This window comes from Burkholderia sp. DN3021 (genome assembly GCF_049805555.1).
Lineage (GTDB): Bacteria > Pseudomonadota > Gammaproteobacteria > Burkholderiales > Burkholderiaceae > Burkholderia > Burkholderia pyrrocinia_C.
Window position 1 is genome coordinate 1 of the sequence record NZ_JBNCAB010000006.1, and the last position, 18,446, is coordinate 18,446.

Consider the following 18,446-nt stretch of genomic DNA (forward strand, 5'->3'; position numbering starts at 1 on the left):
CCGCGCGCGCTGCGGCGCGCCGGCCGTGCGGCCGCACCCGGCAGCGTCAGCACGCCACGCTGCGGATCGAGCCGTTCGCGCCAGAACGCGAGCTGGCGGTCGCGTTCGCCGGCGTCGAGCCAGCGGCGCTGCCACAGCGCGTAGTCGGCGTACTGGATCGGCAGCGGTGCGAGCGCCACCGGCTGGTCGGACGCATACGCGCGGTAGAACGCCGCGAGCTCTTCCAGCATCACGCCCGACGACCAGCCGTCCGACACGATGTGGTGCACGGTCAGCGCGAGCCAGTGATGCGTCGCGTCGAAGCGGACCAGGTGCGCGCGCACGAGCGGCGCCGCACCGAGATCGAACGGCTCGGCTTCGTCGGCCGTCGCGACGGCCTCCGCGCGCGCGGTGCGCTGTGCGTTCGGCAACGCTTCGAGATCGGTTTCGCGCCACGGGCAGCGCAGCGGCGCGTGGATCGTTTGCGCAACACCGTCCTGCGCTTCGTCGAAGGTCGTGCGCAGCGCTTCATGGCGCGCGATCAGCGCGTCGCAGGCAAGACGCAGCGCATGCGTGTCGAGCGGACCCGTCAGCGCCAGGCGCTCGGTGATGTGATACGCGTCGGGCGCATCGATCAGCCGCGCGTGCAGCCACAGCCGCGTCTGCGCGAACGACGCCGGCACGCGATCGCTGCGCGGCGTGCGCGGCGGGATCGGCAGCACGCGGAAGTCGATGCCGGCCGCGCCGAGCTTGTCGATGAAGACCGCGCGCTGCGCGTCGGGCAGCTGCGCGAAACGCGTCGCGAGCGCGAGCCAGTCGGGTTGAACCTTCGTCATCCGTCGTCCTTATTGGGTTTCCAGTTCGCCGAGCAGCGCGTCGATCGCGCTCGCCGCATCGGTCGCGCCGCGCGCCGCGCAGGCCGCGTCGATCGCTTGCGCGCAGCGCGCGAGCGTGCGCGTGTCGAACAGCGTGCGCAGCGGCAGCGCGAGCCCCCAGTGCAGGTTCGCCTGTGCGTGGGCTTGCGTCGCGAGCAGCGAATGGCCGCCGAGCAGGAAGAAATCGCCGTCGCGGCCGATCGCGTCGACATGCAGCACGCGTTGCCAGATATCCGCGAGCGCGCGTTCGGTGTCGGTCGCGAGTTCGACGGCTTCGGCCGCTTCGCGCACCGGCGCGGGCAACGCGTGGCGGTCGCACTTGCCGTTCGGCGTGACGGGCAATGCGTCGAGCTCGATCAGTTGCGACGGCACCATGTAGGCCGGCAGTTGCGCGCGCAACGTGTCGAGCAGCGCCGCACGGTCGAGCGGGCCCGCGTCACCGCGCGCGACATAGCCGACCAGTTGCTCGTCGCGCACGATCACGACCGCGTCGTTCACGCCGGGCGCCGCGCGCAGCAGCGCCTCGATCTCGCCTGGCTCGATCCGCTGGCCGCGCAGCTTCACCTGCGTGTCGACGCGGCCGAGGTAGTCGAGCGCACCGTCGGCGCGCCGGCGTGCGAGGTCGCCGGTGCGGTACATGCGGGCGCCCGGCACGAACGGATCGGGCACGAAGCGCTCGGCGGTCAGCGCCGGACGGCCGAGATAGCCGCGCGCCAGGCCCGCGCCCGCGAGATACAGTTCGCCGGTCGCGCCGGCCGGCACCGGCTGCCATGCGGCATCGAGCACGTGCAGTTGCAGGTTCGCGATCGGATGGCCGATCGGCACCGCGGCCGCATTCGCGTCGCCGGGGCCGCAAGTCCAGTGCGACACGTCGATCGCGGCCTCGGTCGGCCCGTACAGGTTCACGAGCGTCGCGTTCGGCAGCAGCCGTGCCATCTTCGCGACGAGTTCGGGCGCGAGTGCCTCGCCGCTCGCGACGATCAGGCGCACGCTGTCGCATTGCGCGGCGGCCGGGAAATCGTCGAGATACGCGGCGAACGCGGCGAGCATCGACGGCACGAAATGCAGCACCGTCACGCCGTGCGCATGGATCGCGGCCGCGAGACGCGCCGGATCGCGATGGTCGCCGGGCGCGGCGATCGCGAGCTTCGCGCCGATCGCCAGCGGCCACACGAATTCCCAGACCGACACGTCGAAGCCGAACGGTGTCTTGTGCAGCACGACGTCGTCGCGCGTCAGACGGTATGCATGCTGCATCCACGCAATCCGGTTCGCGAGCGCGCCGTGCGTGTTGCCGGCGCCCTTCGGCTTGCCGGTCGAGCCCGACGTGTAGATCAGGTATGCGAGTCGCGCGTCGTCGATGGCGATGCCCGCAGGTGCTTCTTCACCTTCCTCCGCTTCATCGGCAAGCAGGTCCGCAACCGTCAGCAACTGCGTCGCGGCACCGTCGCCAAGCGCGGCCTCGACCTGCTCGCGCAGATGGGCCTGCGTGATCGCGACGGCCGGCCGCGCGTCGCGCAGCAGGTAGGCGATGCGCTCGGCCGGATAGTCGGGATCGACCGGCAAGTAGGCGGCGCCGGCCTTCAGCACGCCGACGAGCGCCATCACCATGTCGAACGAGCGCTCGACGCACAGCGCGACCGGCGTGTCGGGCCGTACGCCGCGCCGGCGCAGCGCGGCTGCGATGCGCGACGTGCCGACGTCGAGTTCGCGATAGGTCGCGCGATGCACGCCGCCGTGAACGTCCGCGTATTCGAGCGCGATCGCGTCGGGCGTCGCTTGCGCCGCATCGGCGAATTGCAGGTGCAGCGGCTGCCGTTGCGACGCCGGCCATGACTGCGCGGTGTCCTGCGCCAGCGCCAGTGCGTCGCGGGTTGCGTCGTCCGCGATCGACAGCGCGCCGAGCAGCGCGTCCGGCGTGCAGGCCAGCGCATCGAGCGCGCACGCGAACGCATGGTGCCAGGTCCCGACCTGCCGCGCGTCGATGCGCGCGGTGTCGTAGCCGTAGTCGATCGTCAATTCGGTGCCGCTCTCGATCACGAGCGTCAGCGCGAAATCGGTCGCTTCGATGCTGCGCACGCCGCTCAGCGCAAGCGCGCGCGGATCGGCGTCGCGCGCCGTGTCGTCCACCGGGTAGTTCTCGAACACGACCAGCGTGTCGAACAGTGCGCCGCCCGCGCCGCGCGCCCAGCGCTGGATGTCGGCGAGCGGCGTGTGGGCATGCTCGGCGGCCGCCGCGTTCTCGCGCTGCAGCGTTTGCAGCCAGTCGGCCGCACGCTGCTGCGGCGCGGGTGCGGTGATCACCGGCAGCGTGTTGATGAAAAGACCAAGTACCGTGTCGATGTCCGCGAGCGCATCGGGGCGGCCCGCGACGGTCGCGCCGAACGCGACGGCCGGCTGGTGCGTCATCCGCTGCAGCGCGAGCGCCCACGCGCCCTGCACCAGCGTGTTGACCGTCAGCTTCAGTGCGCGCGCCGTCTGCGCGACGCGCGTCATCGCGTCCGCATCGATCGTTGCTCGCCATGTGACCATGTCGGCATCCGCGCGGTCGGCCGCGCGTTCCGCGATCAGCGTCGGCGCGTCGAGCCGCGCGAGGCGCTCGGTCCAGAAGCGTTCGTCGGCATCGCGGTCGCGCGTGCCGAGCCACGCGATGAAGTCGCGATAGCGCAGCGCCGGACGGCTCGCGAACGGCGACACGGCGTCCGGGTCGCGATAGTCGCGCAGCACGTCCGCGAGCAGGCGCGCGGTGCTCCAGCCGTCGAGCAGCACGTGGTGACGCGTCCACACGACGCACCATGCGTCGTCCGTCACGCGGATCAGCGTGAGCCGCATCAGCGGCGGCTCGCGCCAGTCGAAACCGCGTGCGCGGTCGGCCGCGAGCCATGCGTCGAAATCGGCGTCGAGCGTGTCGCCGCGCGTGCGCCAGTCGAGCTGCTCGACCGGCATCCGTGCGTGGCGATGCACGCATTGCAACGGCGCGGCTTCGTCGGGCATCACGCTCGTGCGCAGGATGTCGTGGCGCGCGACGGATGCGTCGAACGCATTAATGAGACGCTCGGCATCGAGCGCGGTCGCGGTCGCGACGAGCTGGTTCACGTAGCTTGCGTGGCCGGGCGCGAACAGCGCATGGAACAGGATGCCCTGCTGCATCGGCGACAGCGGATACACGTCGTCGATCGTGCGCCAGTCCAGCGGCGTGCGTTCGATCGCTGCCTGCGTGAGGCCGGCAGCCTGCGCGAGCGGGAAATCGCCCGGCGTCGCACCGCCGCCGCGATGCGCGACGCGCGACGCGCAGGCATCGACGAGTTCCCGCAGCGCGGCCGCGAAGCGTTCGGCGAACGCGTCGATCGTCGCGCGCTCGAACTGCGGCGCGCCATAGACCCAGCGCACTTTCAGCGTGCGTGCGCCGTCGCGGTCGGTATCGAGGTACGCGTGGATCGCGAGCGTATTGCCGAGCGGCCCTTGGCGGTCGCGCTCGACGCCGGTGCCGCCGAAGCGTGGCACGAGCGTCGCGTCGCGCGGCGCGTCGAACTGGCCGAGATAGTTGAACGTGACGCGCGGGCGCGGCACGGCGGCCAGCGCCGCGCGCGTCGCCGCATCGCCGTAATGCGCGAGCACGCCGAAGCCGAGCCCCTTGTGCGGCACCGCGCGCAGCGTGTCCTTGACCGCGCACAGCGTGTCGCGCGCGGTCGCCTCGACCGGCAGCGTCACCGGGTAGTGGCTCGTCAGCCAGCCGATCGTGCGGCTCGCATCCGCATCGTCGAACAGCGCCTCGCGACCGTGCCCTTCCAGTTCGACGCGGCACGATGCCGCGCCTCCGCGTGCGCCGGATAGCGCCAGCGCGAGCGCCGCGCCCAGCAGTTCGATCGTCTGCGTGCGATAGGCCGCATGCGCATCGGTCAGCACCGCGCGAGTCAATGCCGCGTCGATGGTCTGCACGACGACGGCTGCATCGGCATTCGTCGCCGCTGCGTCCGGATGATCGGGCACGAGGTCATCGCCCTGCGCCATCCCGGCCCAGTACGCGGCTTCGGCCGCGAACGGCGATGCCGGTTCCGTCGCGGCGCGCGCGAGTCGTGCGGCCCATGCATCCGCGCGCAGGCCCGGCTGCGACAGCCGGACCGGCGTGCGGTCGCACGCGGCGCGGTAGGCCGTGTCGAGGTCGTCGAGCAGGATGCGCCACGACACGCCGTCGACGATCGCGTGGTGAATCGCCAGATAAAGCTGTGTCGAGCCGTCCGGCAGCCGTACCGCGCACGCGCAGACGAGCGGCCCGCGGCCGAGATCGAGACGGCACTGCAATGCGTCGAAACGCGCGAGCGCGTCGGCTTCGTCGCGTGCGGCGACTTCGACGAACGGCAGCGCGTCATACGGCTGCGCGGCATCGCTGGCGTGCCACGCGCCGTCCGCACCACGCGCGAAACGCTGGCGAAACGCGTCGTGATGCGTCAGCAGCGCATCGAATGCGCGTGCGAACGCGTCCGCGTCGAACGGCCCGCGCACGTCGAACGCGACCGACTGGTTCCAGTGGCCGCGATGCGGGACGTCGAGCGCGAAGAAGCGTTGCTGCGCGGGCGTCAGGATCGGCGCGGCAGCCGGCGTCGCCACTGCGGTTGCCGTTGCAGGCTGCGCGGTAGCAGTCGCGCCCTCGGTCTTCGCGATACGCGCGAGTTCGGCAACCGTCGGGCCGTCGAACAATTGCTTCGGCGTGAAACGCACGCCGCGCTTGCGCGCCCGGGCAATCACCTGCAGCACGAGGATCGAATCGCCGCCGAGTTCGAAGAAGTTGTCGTCGCGGCCGACCCGCGGCGCCTTCAGCACGGCCTGCCAGACTTCGGCGAGCACCGTTTCGACGGCGCCCTGCGGCGCGTCGCCGGACGCGATCGCGACCGGCGCGGCCGCCAGTTCGCGCAGCGCCGCGCGATCGATCTTGCCGTTCGCGGTCACCGGCAGGCGCGCGAGCGCGACGAACTGCGCGGGCACCATGTAGTCGGGCAGCGTCGCGGCGAGCGCCGCGCGCATCGCGGCCTCGTCGAACGCCGCGCCGTCGCGCATCACGACGAAGGTCGCGAGCCGCAGGCGGCCGTCGTGCTCGATCGCGAGCGTTTCGGCTTGCGCGACCGGGCCGGCCGCGCGCACGGCCGCGCTCACCTCGCCCGGTTCGACGCGATAGCCGCGAATCTTCACCTGGTCGTCGATACGGCCGAGGAACGCGAGACGGCCGTCCGCGCGCAAGCGCACGCGGTCGCCGGTGCGATACAGCCGCGCGCCGGGCGTGAATGGATCGGGCACGAAGCGTTCGGCGGTCTGCGCCGGACGCCCGAGGTAGCCGCGCGCGACGCCCGGCCCGCCCAGATACAGCTCGCCCGTGGCGCCGGCCGGCACGCACGCGCCGAACGCATCGAGCACAAGCGCGCGCGCATTCGGCAGCGGCAGGCCGAGCGGCACGCTGCTCGCGGGATCGCGCACATCGGCGGCGATCGACGCCGTGTCGCACGCAATCGCGCCGACCGTCGCTTCGGTCGGCCCGTAATGGTTGATCACGCGGCAGGCCGGCGCGAGCGCGGCCAGGCGTGCAACGAGCGCCCACGTGAGCGTTTCGCCGCCCGTCACAAGCGCGTGGCGCGGCAGCACGTCGGCCGGCACGCGCGCGTCGAGCAGCGCCTGCAGATGGCTCGGCACGATCTTCAGCACGCCGACGTCGCGGCGACGCATCTCGTCCGCGAACAGGTCGGGATCGAACGCACACGCGGCCGGCAGCAGGTGCAGCGTGCGGCCCGCGCACAGCGCGCCGAACAGCGTCGTGTGGCCAAGGTCGGCGGCGACGGTCGACACCATCGCGAACGATGCGTCCGGCGCGAACGCGAGTTCGTCGAGCATCCCCTGCACGTAGTCGGCCAGTGCGCCGTGCGACACGACGACGCCCTTCGGCGCGCCGGTCGAACCCGACGTATAGATCAGGTACGCGCCCTGTTCCGGATGCGGTGCGACGCGCACGCCGGCTGCATGCGCGAGCGTCGCGTCCTGTGCGAGCGTATCGACGTCGAGCGGCTGAGCGTCGATGCCGGCCGGCCACGCGGCCGTATCCGCGACGAGCGCCCAGCGCGCGCCGCAGTCGGCTGCCGCCGCAGCCAGTCGCGCGGCCGGCTGTGCGGGATCGAGCAGCACGGCAAGCGCGCCGGCCTTCAGCGCGCCGAGCAGGCCGACGACGAAGCGCGCCGAACGTTCGATGCACACGATGACGGGCGCTTCGGCGGCGGCACCGCGCTGCGTCAGCGCGCGCGCGGTGCGGTTCGACGCATCGTCGAGTTCGGCGAACGTCAGCGACGCCGACGCATCGGCGAGCGCGACGCGATGCGGATACGCGGCCGCCTGTCGCGCGAACGCGGCGACGATGTCGGCATGTTCGACGCACAGCGCGCGGCCGTCGCGCGGCTGGCGCAATGCAGCCGATGCGTCGCACGGCAGCGCGGCCGTCGCCCGTTGCGGATCGTTCGCGGCCGCGCCGACGAGCGCAGCATAGCTGTCGAGCCACGCGCGTGCGGTGTCGGCGTCGATGCAGTCGGTCGCATAGGCTGCGACCAGTTCGATCCCGTTCGCGTCGTCGGTGAAATCCAGCGCGAAGTCGAAACGCGCGGCCAGATCGGGCCCCGGCGTAGCAACAGCGGTCGCACCCGGCAGCACGCTGTCGTGCCGCGCGTCGAACTGCTGCGCGAATTTCACGCGCAGCCATTCGTCGCCGCGCTTGACCGGCGGCTTCACCGCATCGACGACACGCTCGAACGGCACGTCCTGGTGCGCGACCGCGTCGAGCGCCGCCGTGCGCGCCGCGTCGACGAGCGCGCGGAACGGCAGCGTCGGCGCCACGCGCACGCGCAGCGCGACAGTATTCAGGAACAGCCCGAGCAACGCGCGCGTTTCAGCGCGCTGACGATGCGCGACCGGCACCGCGACGACGACGTCCGTTTCGCCGGTCAGGCGCGACAGCCATGCGTCGAGCGCGGCCAGCAGCACCGTGAAGACGGTGGCCTGCGCGTCGCGCGCGAGTTGGCGCACGTCGGCCGCGACCGCGTCGGGCAGGCGCACCGACACGCGTGCACCCTGCAGCGTGCGCGCAGCGCCCGGCTGACGGTCGACCGGCAGCGCGATCGGGCCCGGCACGTCGCGCAATGCGCCGCGCCAGTAATCGAGCTGGCGTTCGCCCTCGCCGCCGGCCAGCATGTCGCGCTGCCAGTCCGCGTAGTCGGCGTACTGGATCGGCAGATCGGGCAGCGACGGTTCACGGCCTTCCGCATACGCGCGGTACGCGGCCGACAGTTCGTCGAACGCGCAGCGCGAGCTCCAGCCGTCGGTGATCGCGTGATGCACGGTCAGCAGCAGGCGGTGACGGTCGTCCGCGAGCACGACGAGCGTCGCGCGCAGCAGCGGGCCGCGTGCGAGGTCGAACGGCTCGGCCGCGTCGCGCTCGGCGAGCCGCGCGGCTTGCGCGTCGCGCGCGGCCGGCGGCTGGTCGCGCAGGTCGATGTCGGCGATCGACACCGGCAGTTGCGCATGAATCCGCTGCATCACGACGCCGTCGTCGTTGTCGACGAGCGTCGTGCGCCACGCCTCATGACGCCCGATCACGTGATCGAGCGCGCGCTGCAGTGCGTCGCGATCGAGCGTGCCGTCGATCGTCCAGTGCGCGGCGATGTGATACGCGGCGCTAGCATCGCGCGTTTGCGCGAGTACCCAGAAGCGTTGCTGCGCGAGCGACGCCGCACGGTCGACATGCGGCGCGCCCGATGCGGCCGTATCGGCCGGCGCGCGACGCGCGGAAATGGCGGCCAGCGGCTCGCCGGTCTCGCGTTCCGCGCGATCGACCGTTTCGGCCAGTTCGGCGAGCGCCGGATCGGCGAACAGCGTATCGAGCCGCAGGTTCACGCGCGATGCAGCGCGAATCGCGGCCTGCAACTGCATCGCGGCGAGCGAATCGGCGCCCAGCGCGAAGAAACGGTCGTCGCGCGACGGCGCGGCGTCGAGGCCGAGCAGCGTCTGCCAGAGGCCTGCGAGTTGCTGTTCGGTCGGCGTGCGCGGCGCGTCGCCGGCGCGTTGCGTCGTGTCGCGCGCGGCGGCAATCCGCTCGCGCAGCGCGGCACGGTCAATCTTGCCGTTCAACGTATACGGCAGCGCATCACAACGTACGAACCGGTGCGGTTGCCATGCCGCCGGCAATTGCGCTCCCACATGAGCCTTCAGCGCCGCATCGACGGCCGCCGCGCGCAGCGCGACGCACGCGATCAGCCGCGTCGGCCCGTTGCCGGTCTCGGCGACCACGGCCGCGTCGGCCACGGCCGGATGCGAACGCAGGCACGCGGCGATTTCCGCGGGCTCCACGCGCACGCCGCGCACCTGGACCTGGTCGTCGAGACGACCGAGATAGTCGAATGCACCGTCGTCGCGCAGGCGTGCGAGATCGCCCGTGCGGTAGACGCGCGAGCCGGGTTCGCCGTCCGGATCGGGAATGAAGCGTTCGGCCGTCAGCGCCGGGCGGCCGTGATAGCCGCGCGCGATGCAGACGCCGCCGAGCAGCAGCTCGCCCACGCCATCGGCCTCATCGCCGTCAATACGCGCGACGCGCGGGCCGATCACGCGGCCGATCGGCAGCGACGCATACGCGTCGTTAGCGGCCAGCACCGGCGTCTCGCCCGGCTCGACCGGCCACAGCATCGGCGAGATCACGGCCTCGGTCGGCCCGTAACCGTTGATCAGGCGTACCGACGGAAACGTGCGGCGCACGAATTCGAATGCCTGCTGCGGCAGCGCTTCGCCGCCGAACGCGAGCACGCGCAATGCCGGCGGCATGCCGTCGCGCGCGGCGACAGCCGCGAATTCGCGCAGGTACGCGGGCGGGAACGCGGCGACGTTGACCGATTCGCGCACCATCAGCGCATGCGCGGCGTCGGGCGCGAACGGCTGTGGCGGCGCCACGACGATACTGGCGCCGATCGCGAGCGGCGCGAGCCAGCACTCATGAGCGGCGTCGAAATTGACCGACGCGAAATGCAGCAGACGGTCGCCGGCCTCGATCGGCAGCGCTGCCGCGAGCGCGTCGCAATGCGCGGCGAGCGGCCCGTGTTCGACGACGACCGCCTTCGGCGTGCCGGTCGAGCCCGACGTGTAGATCATGTACGCGGCCGCACGCGGGTGCACAGGCACCTCTTCGTCATCGGCAGCGAAGTTCTGCTCGTCCGCCGCTTCCGCTGCCGCTTCGAACGCGTGTTCGAACGGCGCGCCGAGCGCCGCGCGGCCGGCTTCGTCGACGATGCCGTGCCGCAGTTGCGCATCCTGGACGATCCAGTCGAGGCGCGCGGCCGGATGACGCGGATCGAGCGGCACGAACACGCCGCCCGCCTTCAGCACGGCCAGCAGCGCGACGAACAGCTCGCACGAGCGCTCGACGCAGACGCCGACCCGCACTTCCGCGCCGACGCCGGCTGCGCGCAGTTGCCGGGCCAGCCGCGACGCACGCGCGTCGAGCGCGCCGCGCGACAGGCGCAAGTCGTTCTGGAAAGGTACCGCGATTGCCGGTGCGTCGGGCGCGACGCGCGCCAGTTCGCGGATTCGGTGATGCAGCGCAGTCGGGAAACTCGTCATGTGCGTGAAGTCCTTCGGTCCGGCCGCTTCGGCCAAGTCTCGGGGCCGCTTGGGGCGGCTTCACTGGTGTGACGAACGGCGCGGCCGATTTTTTACCGTTTTGCGCTCAAAGCGTGCTTGGGCGTCTTTTTTGCGGCGCTGCTAAATATTTGCGCGGCCCGTTCGTCTATCAGTGAGGAAAGCCGGAACGGGCGCACGTTGCCCGCCGCTTTCACGTCACCTTTCCGTTTCCGCGTATTCGCTTGCCTTCCCTTTACCGACGTTGCCGATGACTGCTGCCCACGAGCCTTCTTCCCCGCCGTCCCTCGACGCCTCGCCCGCCCGCCCCGCGGCGCGCCTGATCCTCGCGCTGCTGCGCGAAAGCCGTACGTCGCTCGCGCTGGCGCTTACCGCGTGCGTGCTGAACGGCGTCGCGAGCGTGCTGCTCGTCGCGACGCTGAACCGCGCACTCTCGCAGCCCGGTGCGGCCGATGCGTCGCTCGCGTGGCGCTTCGCGCTGTGCGCGGTGATCGCGCTCGTCACGCGGATCGTGTCGGGCACGCTGTTCGCGCGCCTGTCGCAGGACACGATGGCGCGGCTGCGCGTGCATCTCGCGCGGCGCGTCGGCGCGGCCGAGCTGCGCGACATCGAGCGGATCGGCGCCGCGCCCGTGCAGTCGGTGCTGACCGACGACGCGACCAACGTGTCGATGCTGTTCTTCGCGCTGCCGAACCTGGTCATGCACGGCTCGATCGTGTTCGGCTGCCTCGGCTATCTCGCGTGGCTGTCGTGGCCCGTGTGCGTGCTGGCGCTGGCCGCGATCATCGCCGGCTCGCTCGGTTATCACACCGGCGACCGCCGCGCGATCGCGTCGCTCGAAGCGGCCGGCCAGGCGCAGGACCGCCTGTTCGGTTATCTCGGCTCGCTGTTTTCCGGCGCGAAGGAACTGAAACTGCACGATGCGCGCGCGCGCCAGTTCGTCGACGGCCAGCTCGGCGCCGCGATCGGAGAAGTGCGCGACCACCGCCGCCGCGCGTTCAGCGCGTACGCAGTCGGCGTCGGCTGGATCATCTTCCTGTTCTACGTATTCCTTGGCGTGGCGTCGTTCTGGCCGCAACTCGGCGTGCATGCCGATCCGGGCGCGGCGGCCGGCTACGTCGTCGTGTTCCTGTTCATGCTCGTGCCGCTCGACGGGCTGCTGAACAACCTGCCGACCGTCAACGCGGCACGCGTGTCGCTCACGCGGATCGAGGGCGTGATGGCCGAATTCGGCGCGCTGCGCACGGTGCCGCCCGCGGCCGACGCGCCCGACGTACCGCCGGCCGGCGCCGTCACGTTGCGCGGCGTCACGCACGCGTATTTCCACGAGCGCGACGAACGGATGTTCAGCATCGGGCCGATCGACCTGACGATCAAGCCGGGCGAGCTCGTGTTCATCGTCGGTGGCAACGGCAGCGGCAAGACGACGCTCGCGAAGGTGCTGACCGGACTCTACGAGCCCGAGGAAGGCACGATCGAGGTCGACGGCCGCACGATCGGCTGGCGCGAGCGGGCAGCGTATCGGCAGCGCTTCAGCGCGGTGTTCAACGATTTCCACCTGTTCGATGCGCTGCTCGGCATCGTCGATCCCGACGATCCGGCCCGTGCGCAGGCCGATGCGCGGGCGAACGCACTCGTCGCGAAGCTGGCGCTCGACCACAAGGTGAAAGTCGTCGACGGTGCATTCTCGACCCGCGCGCTGTCGACCGGGCAGCGCAAGCGGCTCGCGCTCGTCGTCGCGTATCTGGAAGACCGGCCGTTCTACCTGTTCGACGAATGGGCGGCCGACCAGGATCCGTCGTTCAAGGCCGTGTTCTACGAGCAGCTGCTGCCCGAGCTGCGCGCGCGCGGCAAGGCCGTGATCGTGATCACGCACGACGACCGCTATTTCGACCTCGCCGACCGGCTGCTGAAGCTCGACAACGGGCGCATCGTCAGCGACACGATGCCGGCGCGTTTGCGTGCTCAGGACGGTGTCGACGCGCTGAGCGCGTAAGCCATTCATCGACAGATCGCCGACGCGCGGCAATGGCACCGCGTCGGCGATGTTCGGTCAAGAAGGGAATGTATTGTCGACGCATGGCGGAAAGGGAAAGCCGAGACTATCCACCCTCATGCCGATGACAGCGCCACGTCCGTCAAAGCGGCGTTATCCGCCGACAAACCGCCGCGCGCTCAACGCGCGGCCGGCAGTTTCAACATCGTATCGGTCATCACGTCGGCCAGCTTCAGCGCCGACATCGGCCCGCCGAACCCCCAGATATTGCGTTCGATGAGCGCGATCCGGCGGTCGCGCAGCGCGGGCACGAAGCGCCACACCGGCGAATCGAGTTTCGCCGACAGCGGCACGTCCATCCCCGACGCGGTCACGAACAGCACGGCCAGGTCGCGCTGCGTGAGCAGGTCGGCCGACGTCACGTACAGCGTGCCTTCCCGCGTCGGTTTCTTCGGCCACGGATCGAGCCCGAGCGCACGCGCGAGACCCGCCGACGTGCTGTTGCCCGTATAGGCCCAGTAACGGTCAGGCAAGCCGAGATCCTGCAGCAGCGCGATGCGTTCGCCCTTGCGGCCCGCAGCCGCGAGCCGCGCCGCATTGCGCGCGATCCCCGCATCGAGTTGCGCATCGACCGCCTGCGCGCGCGCGTCGCGCCCCGTCACCGCACCGATCGTCCGGAAGATCTGCCGCATCCAGTCGAGCTGCGTGACGGGCACGCCGCCGTCGGAAACATTCGGGCTGAACTGGAACAGGATCGTCGGCGCGATCCGGTCGAGCGCGTCGAAGATCGGCGCATGCCGGAAGCCGACGCCGATGATCAGGTCGGGCTTGACCGCCGCGATCGCCTCGAGCCCCGGCTCCTGCCGCGAGCCGATGTCGGTCACGTGCGCGAGCCGGTCGCTCTGGTAGCCGAGCCAGCCCGGATAGAACGCGGTATCGGCCATCCCGACCGGCACGAGGTCGAGCGCGACCACGCTTTCCGCGAACATGAAGTCGAGCGCGACCACGCGCCGCGGTCGCGCGGGCATCTTCGCGCTCGCCTGCGACACGACGGGGTTGCCGGCCAGCGACACGGCGCCCGGCGTGCCGGGTCCGCCGCCGGCAACGGCAACCGCACCGGCCGACGCGGGAAACACGCCGCAGCACGCGGCACCGAGCGCGGCGAGTGCGCCCAACGCGTGCCGGCGGCCGGCATGCGTCACCGGATCGCGTCCTGCCCGGCCAGCGCCGCGTCGTCCATCGTCAATAGCAGGGGGCAGCTTCCACACAGTTGCGTTTCTCCAGGAATTTCGTAGCGCAGGCAGCACACGCGGCGCGCGCGAAACGGCGTCGGCAGCAGCGGCGAGCGCGGCACGGCGTCGCGCACCGGCATGCGCAGCGGATTCGGTTCGCAAGCGAAGCACGTCGAGCCGAACAGCCAGCCCGCGTCGCGCACGGGATCGGCCGCGCAAGGCAGCGAACGGCAGGTGTCGAGCAGATAGTCGAGCAGATTGCCCGCGTTGCTCCACAGCACGCGCGGCGTGACGCGGCCCATCGCCGCGAGCAGGTCGATCACCGCGCCGAGATGCTCGACGAGCCCCGCATAGCGCGGCGCGGGATCGTCGCACGGCGCGCCGAGCGCGTCCGCCGCGAAATACAGCGCGGCGGGCATCCCGTCGTCGAGCGCGACGAACGTGCGTTCGGGCGCCATGTCGAGCGGCCGGCCGAGCGTCAGCGCGGCGACGACGCCGGCCGGCGCCGCACGGCCGAAATAGTATTTGCTCCATTGCGAGATCAGCGCGCGCGCATGCCGTGCCGGATCGCCGCCGTAGTGACGGACCATCGCGTCGAGCACGGCCTCGCGATGCGAGGGCAACGCGCTGACGGGCACGACGATGCGGCCCGGTGCGTGTGCGTCGTCGGGCATGCCGAGCCAGACGACGTCGAGATGTTCGGCGAACGGTTCGGGCGCGAACGCCGAGAAGCGCGTGGCCCGCGCGCCGTCGAACGACGGCGTCATCGCCCGGCGCGCCGGGCGCGGCGCCCCTCGAGGATCAGCAGCCCGAGCAGGTACGGCGCGCCGATCAGCGCGGTCAGCACGCCGGCCGGCACTTCGCGCGGCGCGACGACCGTGCGCGCCGCTAGATCCGCGACGCCGAGGATCAGCGCGCCGCACGCGGCCGCGAGCCACAGCCGCGTGCGATGCCGGCGCGCGCCGAGCATCGTCGCGACGTGCGGCGCCATCAACCCGATGAAACCGACCGGCCCGACCGCCGCAACGGCCGCGCACGCGGCGAGCGTCGCGATCGTCAGCGCGAGCGGCCGCAGCGCGGCCACCGGCAGGCCGAGCGCGGCCGCCTGGTCGTCGCCGAGCGCGAGCATGTCGAGCGGTCGCGCGAGCCAAGCGAACACGGGCACCGCAAGCACGCACCACGGCAGTAGCATCGACACCTCGCCCCAGCTGCGGCCATAGGTACCGCCGACGAGCCACACGACGAAGCGCGCGGGCTGCACGCTTTGCTGCGTGATCAGCCATTGCGCGAGCGTCGTCCATAGCGCGCCGATCACGATACCGGTCAACGCAACCGCGAGCGGCGCATAACGATGCCGGTGATTCAGCGCGAGCGTGATCGCGAGCGACAGTCCGCCGCCAATCAGCGTGGCCGCCGCGAGCGTCACGTGACCCATCAACGGCCACGTCGACAATGCGAACAACGTGACGAGCCCCGCGCCCTGCGTGACGCCGAGCACTTCGGGGCCCGCGAGCGGATTGCGCACGACGCTCTGCATCGCGACGCCGCTCACGGCCAGCAGCGCGCCCGCGAGCAGCGCGCACAGCAGGCGCGGCATGCGCAGGCCGATCAGCATTCGCGCGAGCGCATCCTGGCCGGACAGCGCGGCGGACCAGCGCGCGGGCGACAGCCACTCGGGGCCGGCCGACACGCCGACCCACACCACCAGCGCGCCGACCACGACGAACAGCGCCGTGCGCAGCGGCCAGCCGAGCCGTTCGAGCCAGCCGACGAGCCGAGTCGAGCCGCCGCCCGCCGCACGTTCCGCGTCCGCGTGCAGCACGCCCGACCACGCGGCGCCGCGCCGGACCATCGCGAGCATCAGCGGCGTGCCGACCAGCGCGATCGCGACGCCGGTCGACAGTGTCGCGTCGAGTCCCGACGCGAGCACCGCGCTGTCGGTGACGAGCACGAGCGCGCCGCCGGCGAGCGCCGACAGCGGCACCAGCACGCCGAGCCGCGCCGCGCGCGCACCGCGCACCTGGCGCAGCAGGTTCGGCGCGACGAGGCCGACATACGACAGCGGGCCCGCGATGCTGACGGCCACGCTCGTGAACGCGACCGCGACGAGCGTCGCGGCGAGCCGCGTCGCATCGACGCGCACGCCGGCCGCGGCCGCCGCGTCGTCGCCGAGCGTGAGCGGGTTCAGCGGCCGGATCACGAACGGCAGCGCGACCAGCGGCACGACGAGCCAGCGCGCGGCGAGCGCGAGGCCTGTCGCGCCCGGCTGGTACAGGCTGCCGTTGGTCCACAGCGCGGCGCCCGCGATGTTCTGCTCGAAGAACGCGAGCACGAGCGTCGACAGCGCCGCGAACAGCAGCATGCACACGCTGCCCGCGAGCACGAGCCGCAACGGCGTCGCGCGCCAGCCGCCGGCCGCGACGATCGCGACTGCAGCGGCGGCCAGCCCGCACCCGAACAGCAGCGGCACCGATGCGACGCCCGCCAGTGCCGGCACGAGCATCGCCGCGAGCAGGCCGAGCTGCGCGCCGCCCGTCACGCCGAGCAGGTCGGGCGACGCGAGCGGATTGCGCGTGAGCGACTGGAACAGCGCACCCGCGATGCCGAGGCAGCCGCCCGCGACGAGCGCGGCCGCGACACGCGGCAGGTTGAGGTCGAACAGGAACACGTGCGCGAGCGCGGCGGCGTCGCTGCCGGGCGCCGCCGCCCACCACACGCGTAAATCGGGTGCGACGCGCAGCGCCGCGAGTATCGCGATCAGCGCGACGAGGCCGATCGCAATCGTGCCGGCCCGGCCGGTGGCCGCCCCCTTCCCCGTCGCCGCGAGGCGCTTGCGCATCGCGAACGTCGTCATACGGCGAGATCCCGATCGAAGACGCCGGCCGCCTGCGGCGTACCGACGCTCGACGGCCCGTAGGCCGGCACGCACATCGGCGCGCCCGTCTGCGGATGCGCGAGCTTCAGCATCTCGACGCCGAACGCCGCGCGCAGCCGCGCCGGATCGAGCATCGCGTCGGGCGAGCCCTGCGCGACGAGGCGGCCCGCGCGCATCAGCACGATCTCGTCGCTGTACGCGGCCGCCTGGTTCAGGTCGTGCAGCACCCACACGATCGTCAGCCCGCGCGCGCGGTTCAGCGCGCGCAGCGCATCGAGGATGTCGAGCTGGTGATGGATGTCGAGATAGGTGGTCGGCTCGTCGAGCAGCACGATCGGCGCCTGCTGCGCGAGCGCCATCGCGATCCACGCGCGCTGGCGTTCGCCGCCCGACAGCGCGCCGACGTCGCGGCCCGCATCGTCCGCAAGGCCGCTGGTCTCGAGCGCCTCGTCGATCGCCGCATGGTCGGCGCGCGACAGGCCGCGCAGGAAGCCGCCGTACGCATAGCGCCCGTACGCGACGAGTTCGCGCACCGTGAGGCCCGACGGAATCTGGTTGAACTGCGCGAGCATCGTCAGCTCGCGCGCGAGCGCGCGACGGCGAAACGACGCGAGCGGCTTGCCGTTCACTTCGACATGGCCGGCACGTGCGGGCTGCAGGCCCGCGAGCGTGCGCAGCAGCGTGCTCTTGCCGCAGCCGTTCGGCCCGCACAGCGCGGTCACGCGGCCGGCCGCGATCGACAGGTCCAGCCCGTCGATCACGACATGGTCGCGATAACCCACCGTCAATCCGCGCGCGGCAAGCGCGGCGGTACTACGCGTCATCGGTCCTCCGTTCGGTCGCGCGCGGGACCGTGTAACTCTGCGCCATCGCGACGACGACCTTGCGCGGCCCCTCGAACGGGTCGCGCGCATGCGCGGTCAACATGTTGTCGAGCATCAGCACGTCGCCCGTGCGCCACGGGAACACGATGCGCTGCTGGTCGAGCACGCCGCGGATCTGCGCGAGCGCATCGGCCTCGAGCGGCTCGCCGTCGCCGTAGTACACGTTGCGCGGCACGTTCTCGAGCCCGACCGCATCGACGAGCGCCTCCTGCATGTCGTCGTCGAGCGCGGACAGGTGAAACAGGTTCGCCTGGTTGAACCACACGCGGTCGCCGGTGCGCGGATGGCGCGCGACGGCCTGGCAGCGTTCGCGCGTGCGCAGCAGCAGTTCGCCGTCGTCGTCGGCGCGCCATGCGCATTCGATGCCGCGCGCCGCGCACATCCGCTCGACCTCGGCCGGCTCGTCGGTGCCGAACGACTGCTGCCACGGCAGGTCGAGCCCCTGCCCGAAATTGCGCACGTACAGCAGCTCGCGCCGCTCGAAACGCGCGATCAGCGCCGGATCGAGCGTGCGATACACGGCGCGGCTGTCCGCGATCGGCGTCGCACCGCCCTTCGGCGCCGCGAGCGCGCAGTGGAACCAGATCCGCAGCGGCCATTCGCGCGTATACGACTGCTCGTTGTGCAGCGGAATCGCGCGGTGCGGCGGGTATTCGGTCGACGTGTAGACCGCGCCTTCGACCTGGCTGCGCGGCGTCGACGCGTATTCATAGCCGATCAGCGGATCGCCGAACGATGCCGCGAACTGCTGGAACGCATCGATCGACGGCACGTGAAAGCCCGTGAACAGCACGCCGCCCGCCCGTTCGAGCGTGTCGGCGGCGATCTCGCGCGCCAGCGGCGCGACTTCGTCGATCGACATGCCGTCGCTGCCGCGCGGCGACACGACGGTGGGCAGCCCCGGCTCGATACGCAGGTCGTCGAGCGTCGGCAACGAAAGCAGGGTCATGC

At 71.7% G+C, this 18,446-nt stretch carries 8 protein-coding genes; 1 reads left to right on the forward strand and 7 read right to left on the reverse strand.

The window, feature by feature from the left end; translation table 11 throughout:
* Both ACPUER_RS05130 and ACPUER_RS05135 read right to left on the reverse strand, forming a co-directional pair.
* The coding region (locus ACPUER_RS05130; RefSeq protein ID WP_425130544.1) for a condensation domain-containing protein at positions 1–815 on the reverse strand (815 nt) is incomplete at its 3' end.
* Positions 816–824: 9 nt separating this feature from the next.
* The gene (locus tag ACPUER_RS05135; RefSeq protein ID WP_425130545.1) at positions 825–10,490 is read right to left on the reverse strand and encodes an amino acid adenylation domain-containing protein; all 9,666 of its coding nucleotides are present in this window, start codon (positions 10,488–10,490) and stop codon (positions 825–827) included.
* A gap of 268 nt (positions 10,491–10,758) precedes the next feature.
* Here ACPUER_RS05135 and ACPUER_RS05140 point away from each other — a divergent pair, with 268 nt between their 5' ends.
* The gene (locus ACPUER_RS05140) at positions 10,759–12,504 is read left to right on the forward strand and encodes a cyclic peptide export ABC transporter (RefSeq protein ID WP_425130546.1); all 1,746 of its coding nucleotides are present in this window, start codon (positions 10,759–10,761) and stop codon (positions 12,502–12,504) included.
* A 179-nt stretch (positions 12,505–12,683) separates the two neighbouring features.
* On the opposite strand, the gene ACPUER_RS05145 is transcribed toward ACPUER_RS05140, so the two are convergent.
* Genes ACPUER_RS05145 through ACPUER_RS05165 form a run of 5 tightly spaced genes read right to left on the reverse strand, consistent with a single transcriptional unit; the run spans position 12,684 to position 18,444 of the window.
* Positions 12,684–13,706 carry an ABC transporter substrate-binding protein gene (locus ACPUER_RS05145; protein ID WP_425130547.1) on the reverse strand — a complete coding sequence of 341 codons (1,023 nt, stop codon included), beginning with the start codon at positions 13,704–13,706 and terminating at the stop codon, positions 12,684–12,686.
* The gene (gene fhuF / locus ACPUER_RS05150; RefSeq protein ID WP_072441448.1) at positions 13,703–14,503 is read right to left on the reverse strand and encodes a siderophore-iron reductase FhuF; all 801 of its coding nucleotides are present in this window, start codon (positions 14,501–14,503) and stop codon (positions 13,703–13,705) included. Before fhuF ends, ACPUER_RS05145 begins: the two co-directional genes overlap by 4 nt.
* The gene (gene fhuB / locus ACPUER_RS05155) at positions 14,500–16,590 is read right to left on the reverse strand and encodes a Fe(3+)-hydroxamate ABC transporter permease FhuB (protein WP_072441451.1); all 2,091 of its coding nucleotides are present in this window, start codon (positions 16,588–16,590) and stop codon (positions 14,500–14,502) included. Before fhuB ends, fhuF begins: the two co-directional genes overlap by 4 nt.
* On the reverse strand, positions 16,587–17,435 hold the full coding sequence (locus tag ACPUER_RS05160; RefSeq protein ID WP_175961465.1) for an ABC transporter ATP-binding protein: 849 nt from the start codon (positions 17,433–17,435) through the stop codon (positions 16,587–16,589). The genes fhuB and ACPUER_RS05160 overlap by 4 nt, the downstream gene beginning before the upstream one ends.
* Entirely contained in the window at positions 17,425–18,444 is a 1,020-nt protein-coding gene (locus tag ACPUER_RS05165) for a TauD/TfdA family dioxygenase (RefSeq protein ID WP_425130548.1), read from the reverse strand. The genes ACPUER_RS05160 and ACPUER_RS05165 overlap by 11 nt, the downstream gene beginning before the upstream one ends.
* Between the last annotated feature and the right edge of the window lie 2 nt (positions 18,445–18,446).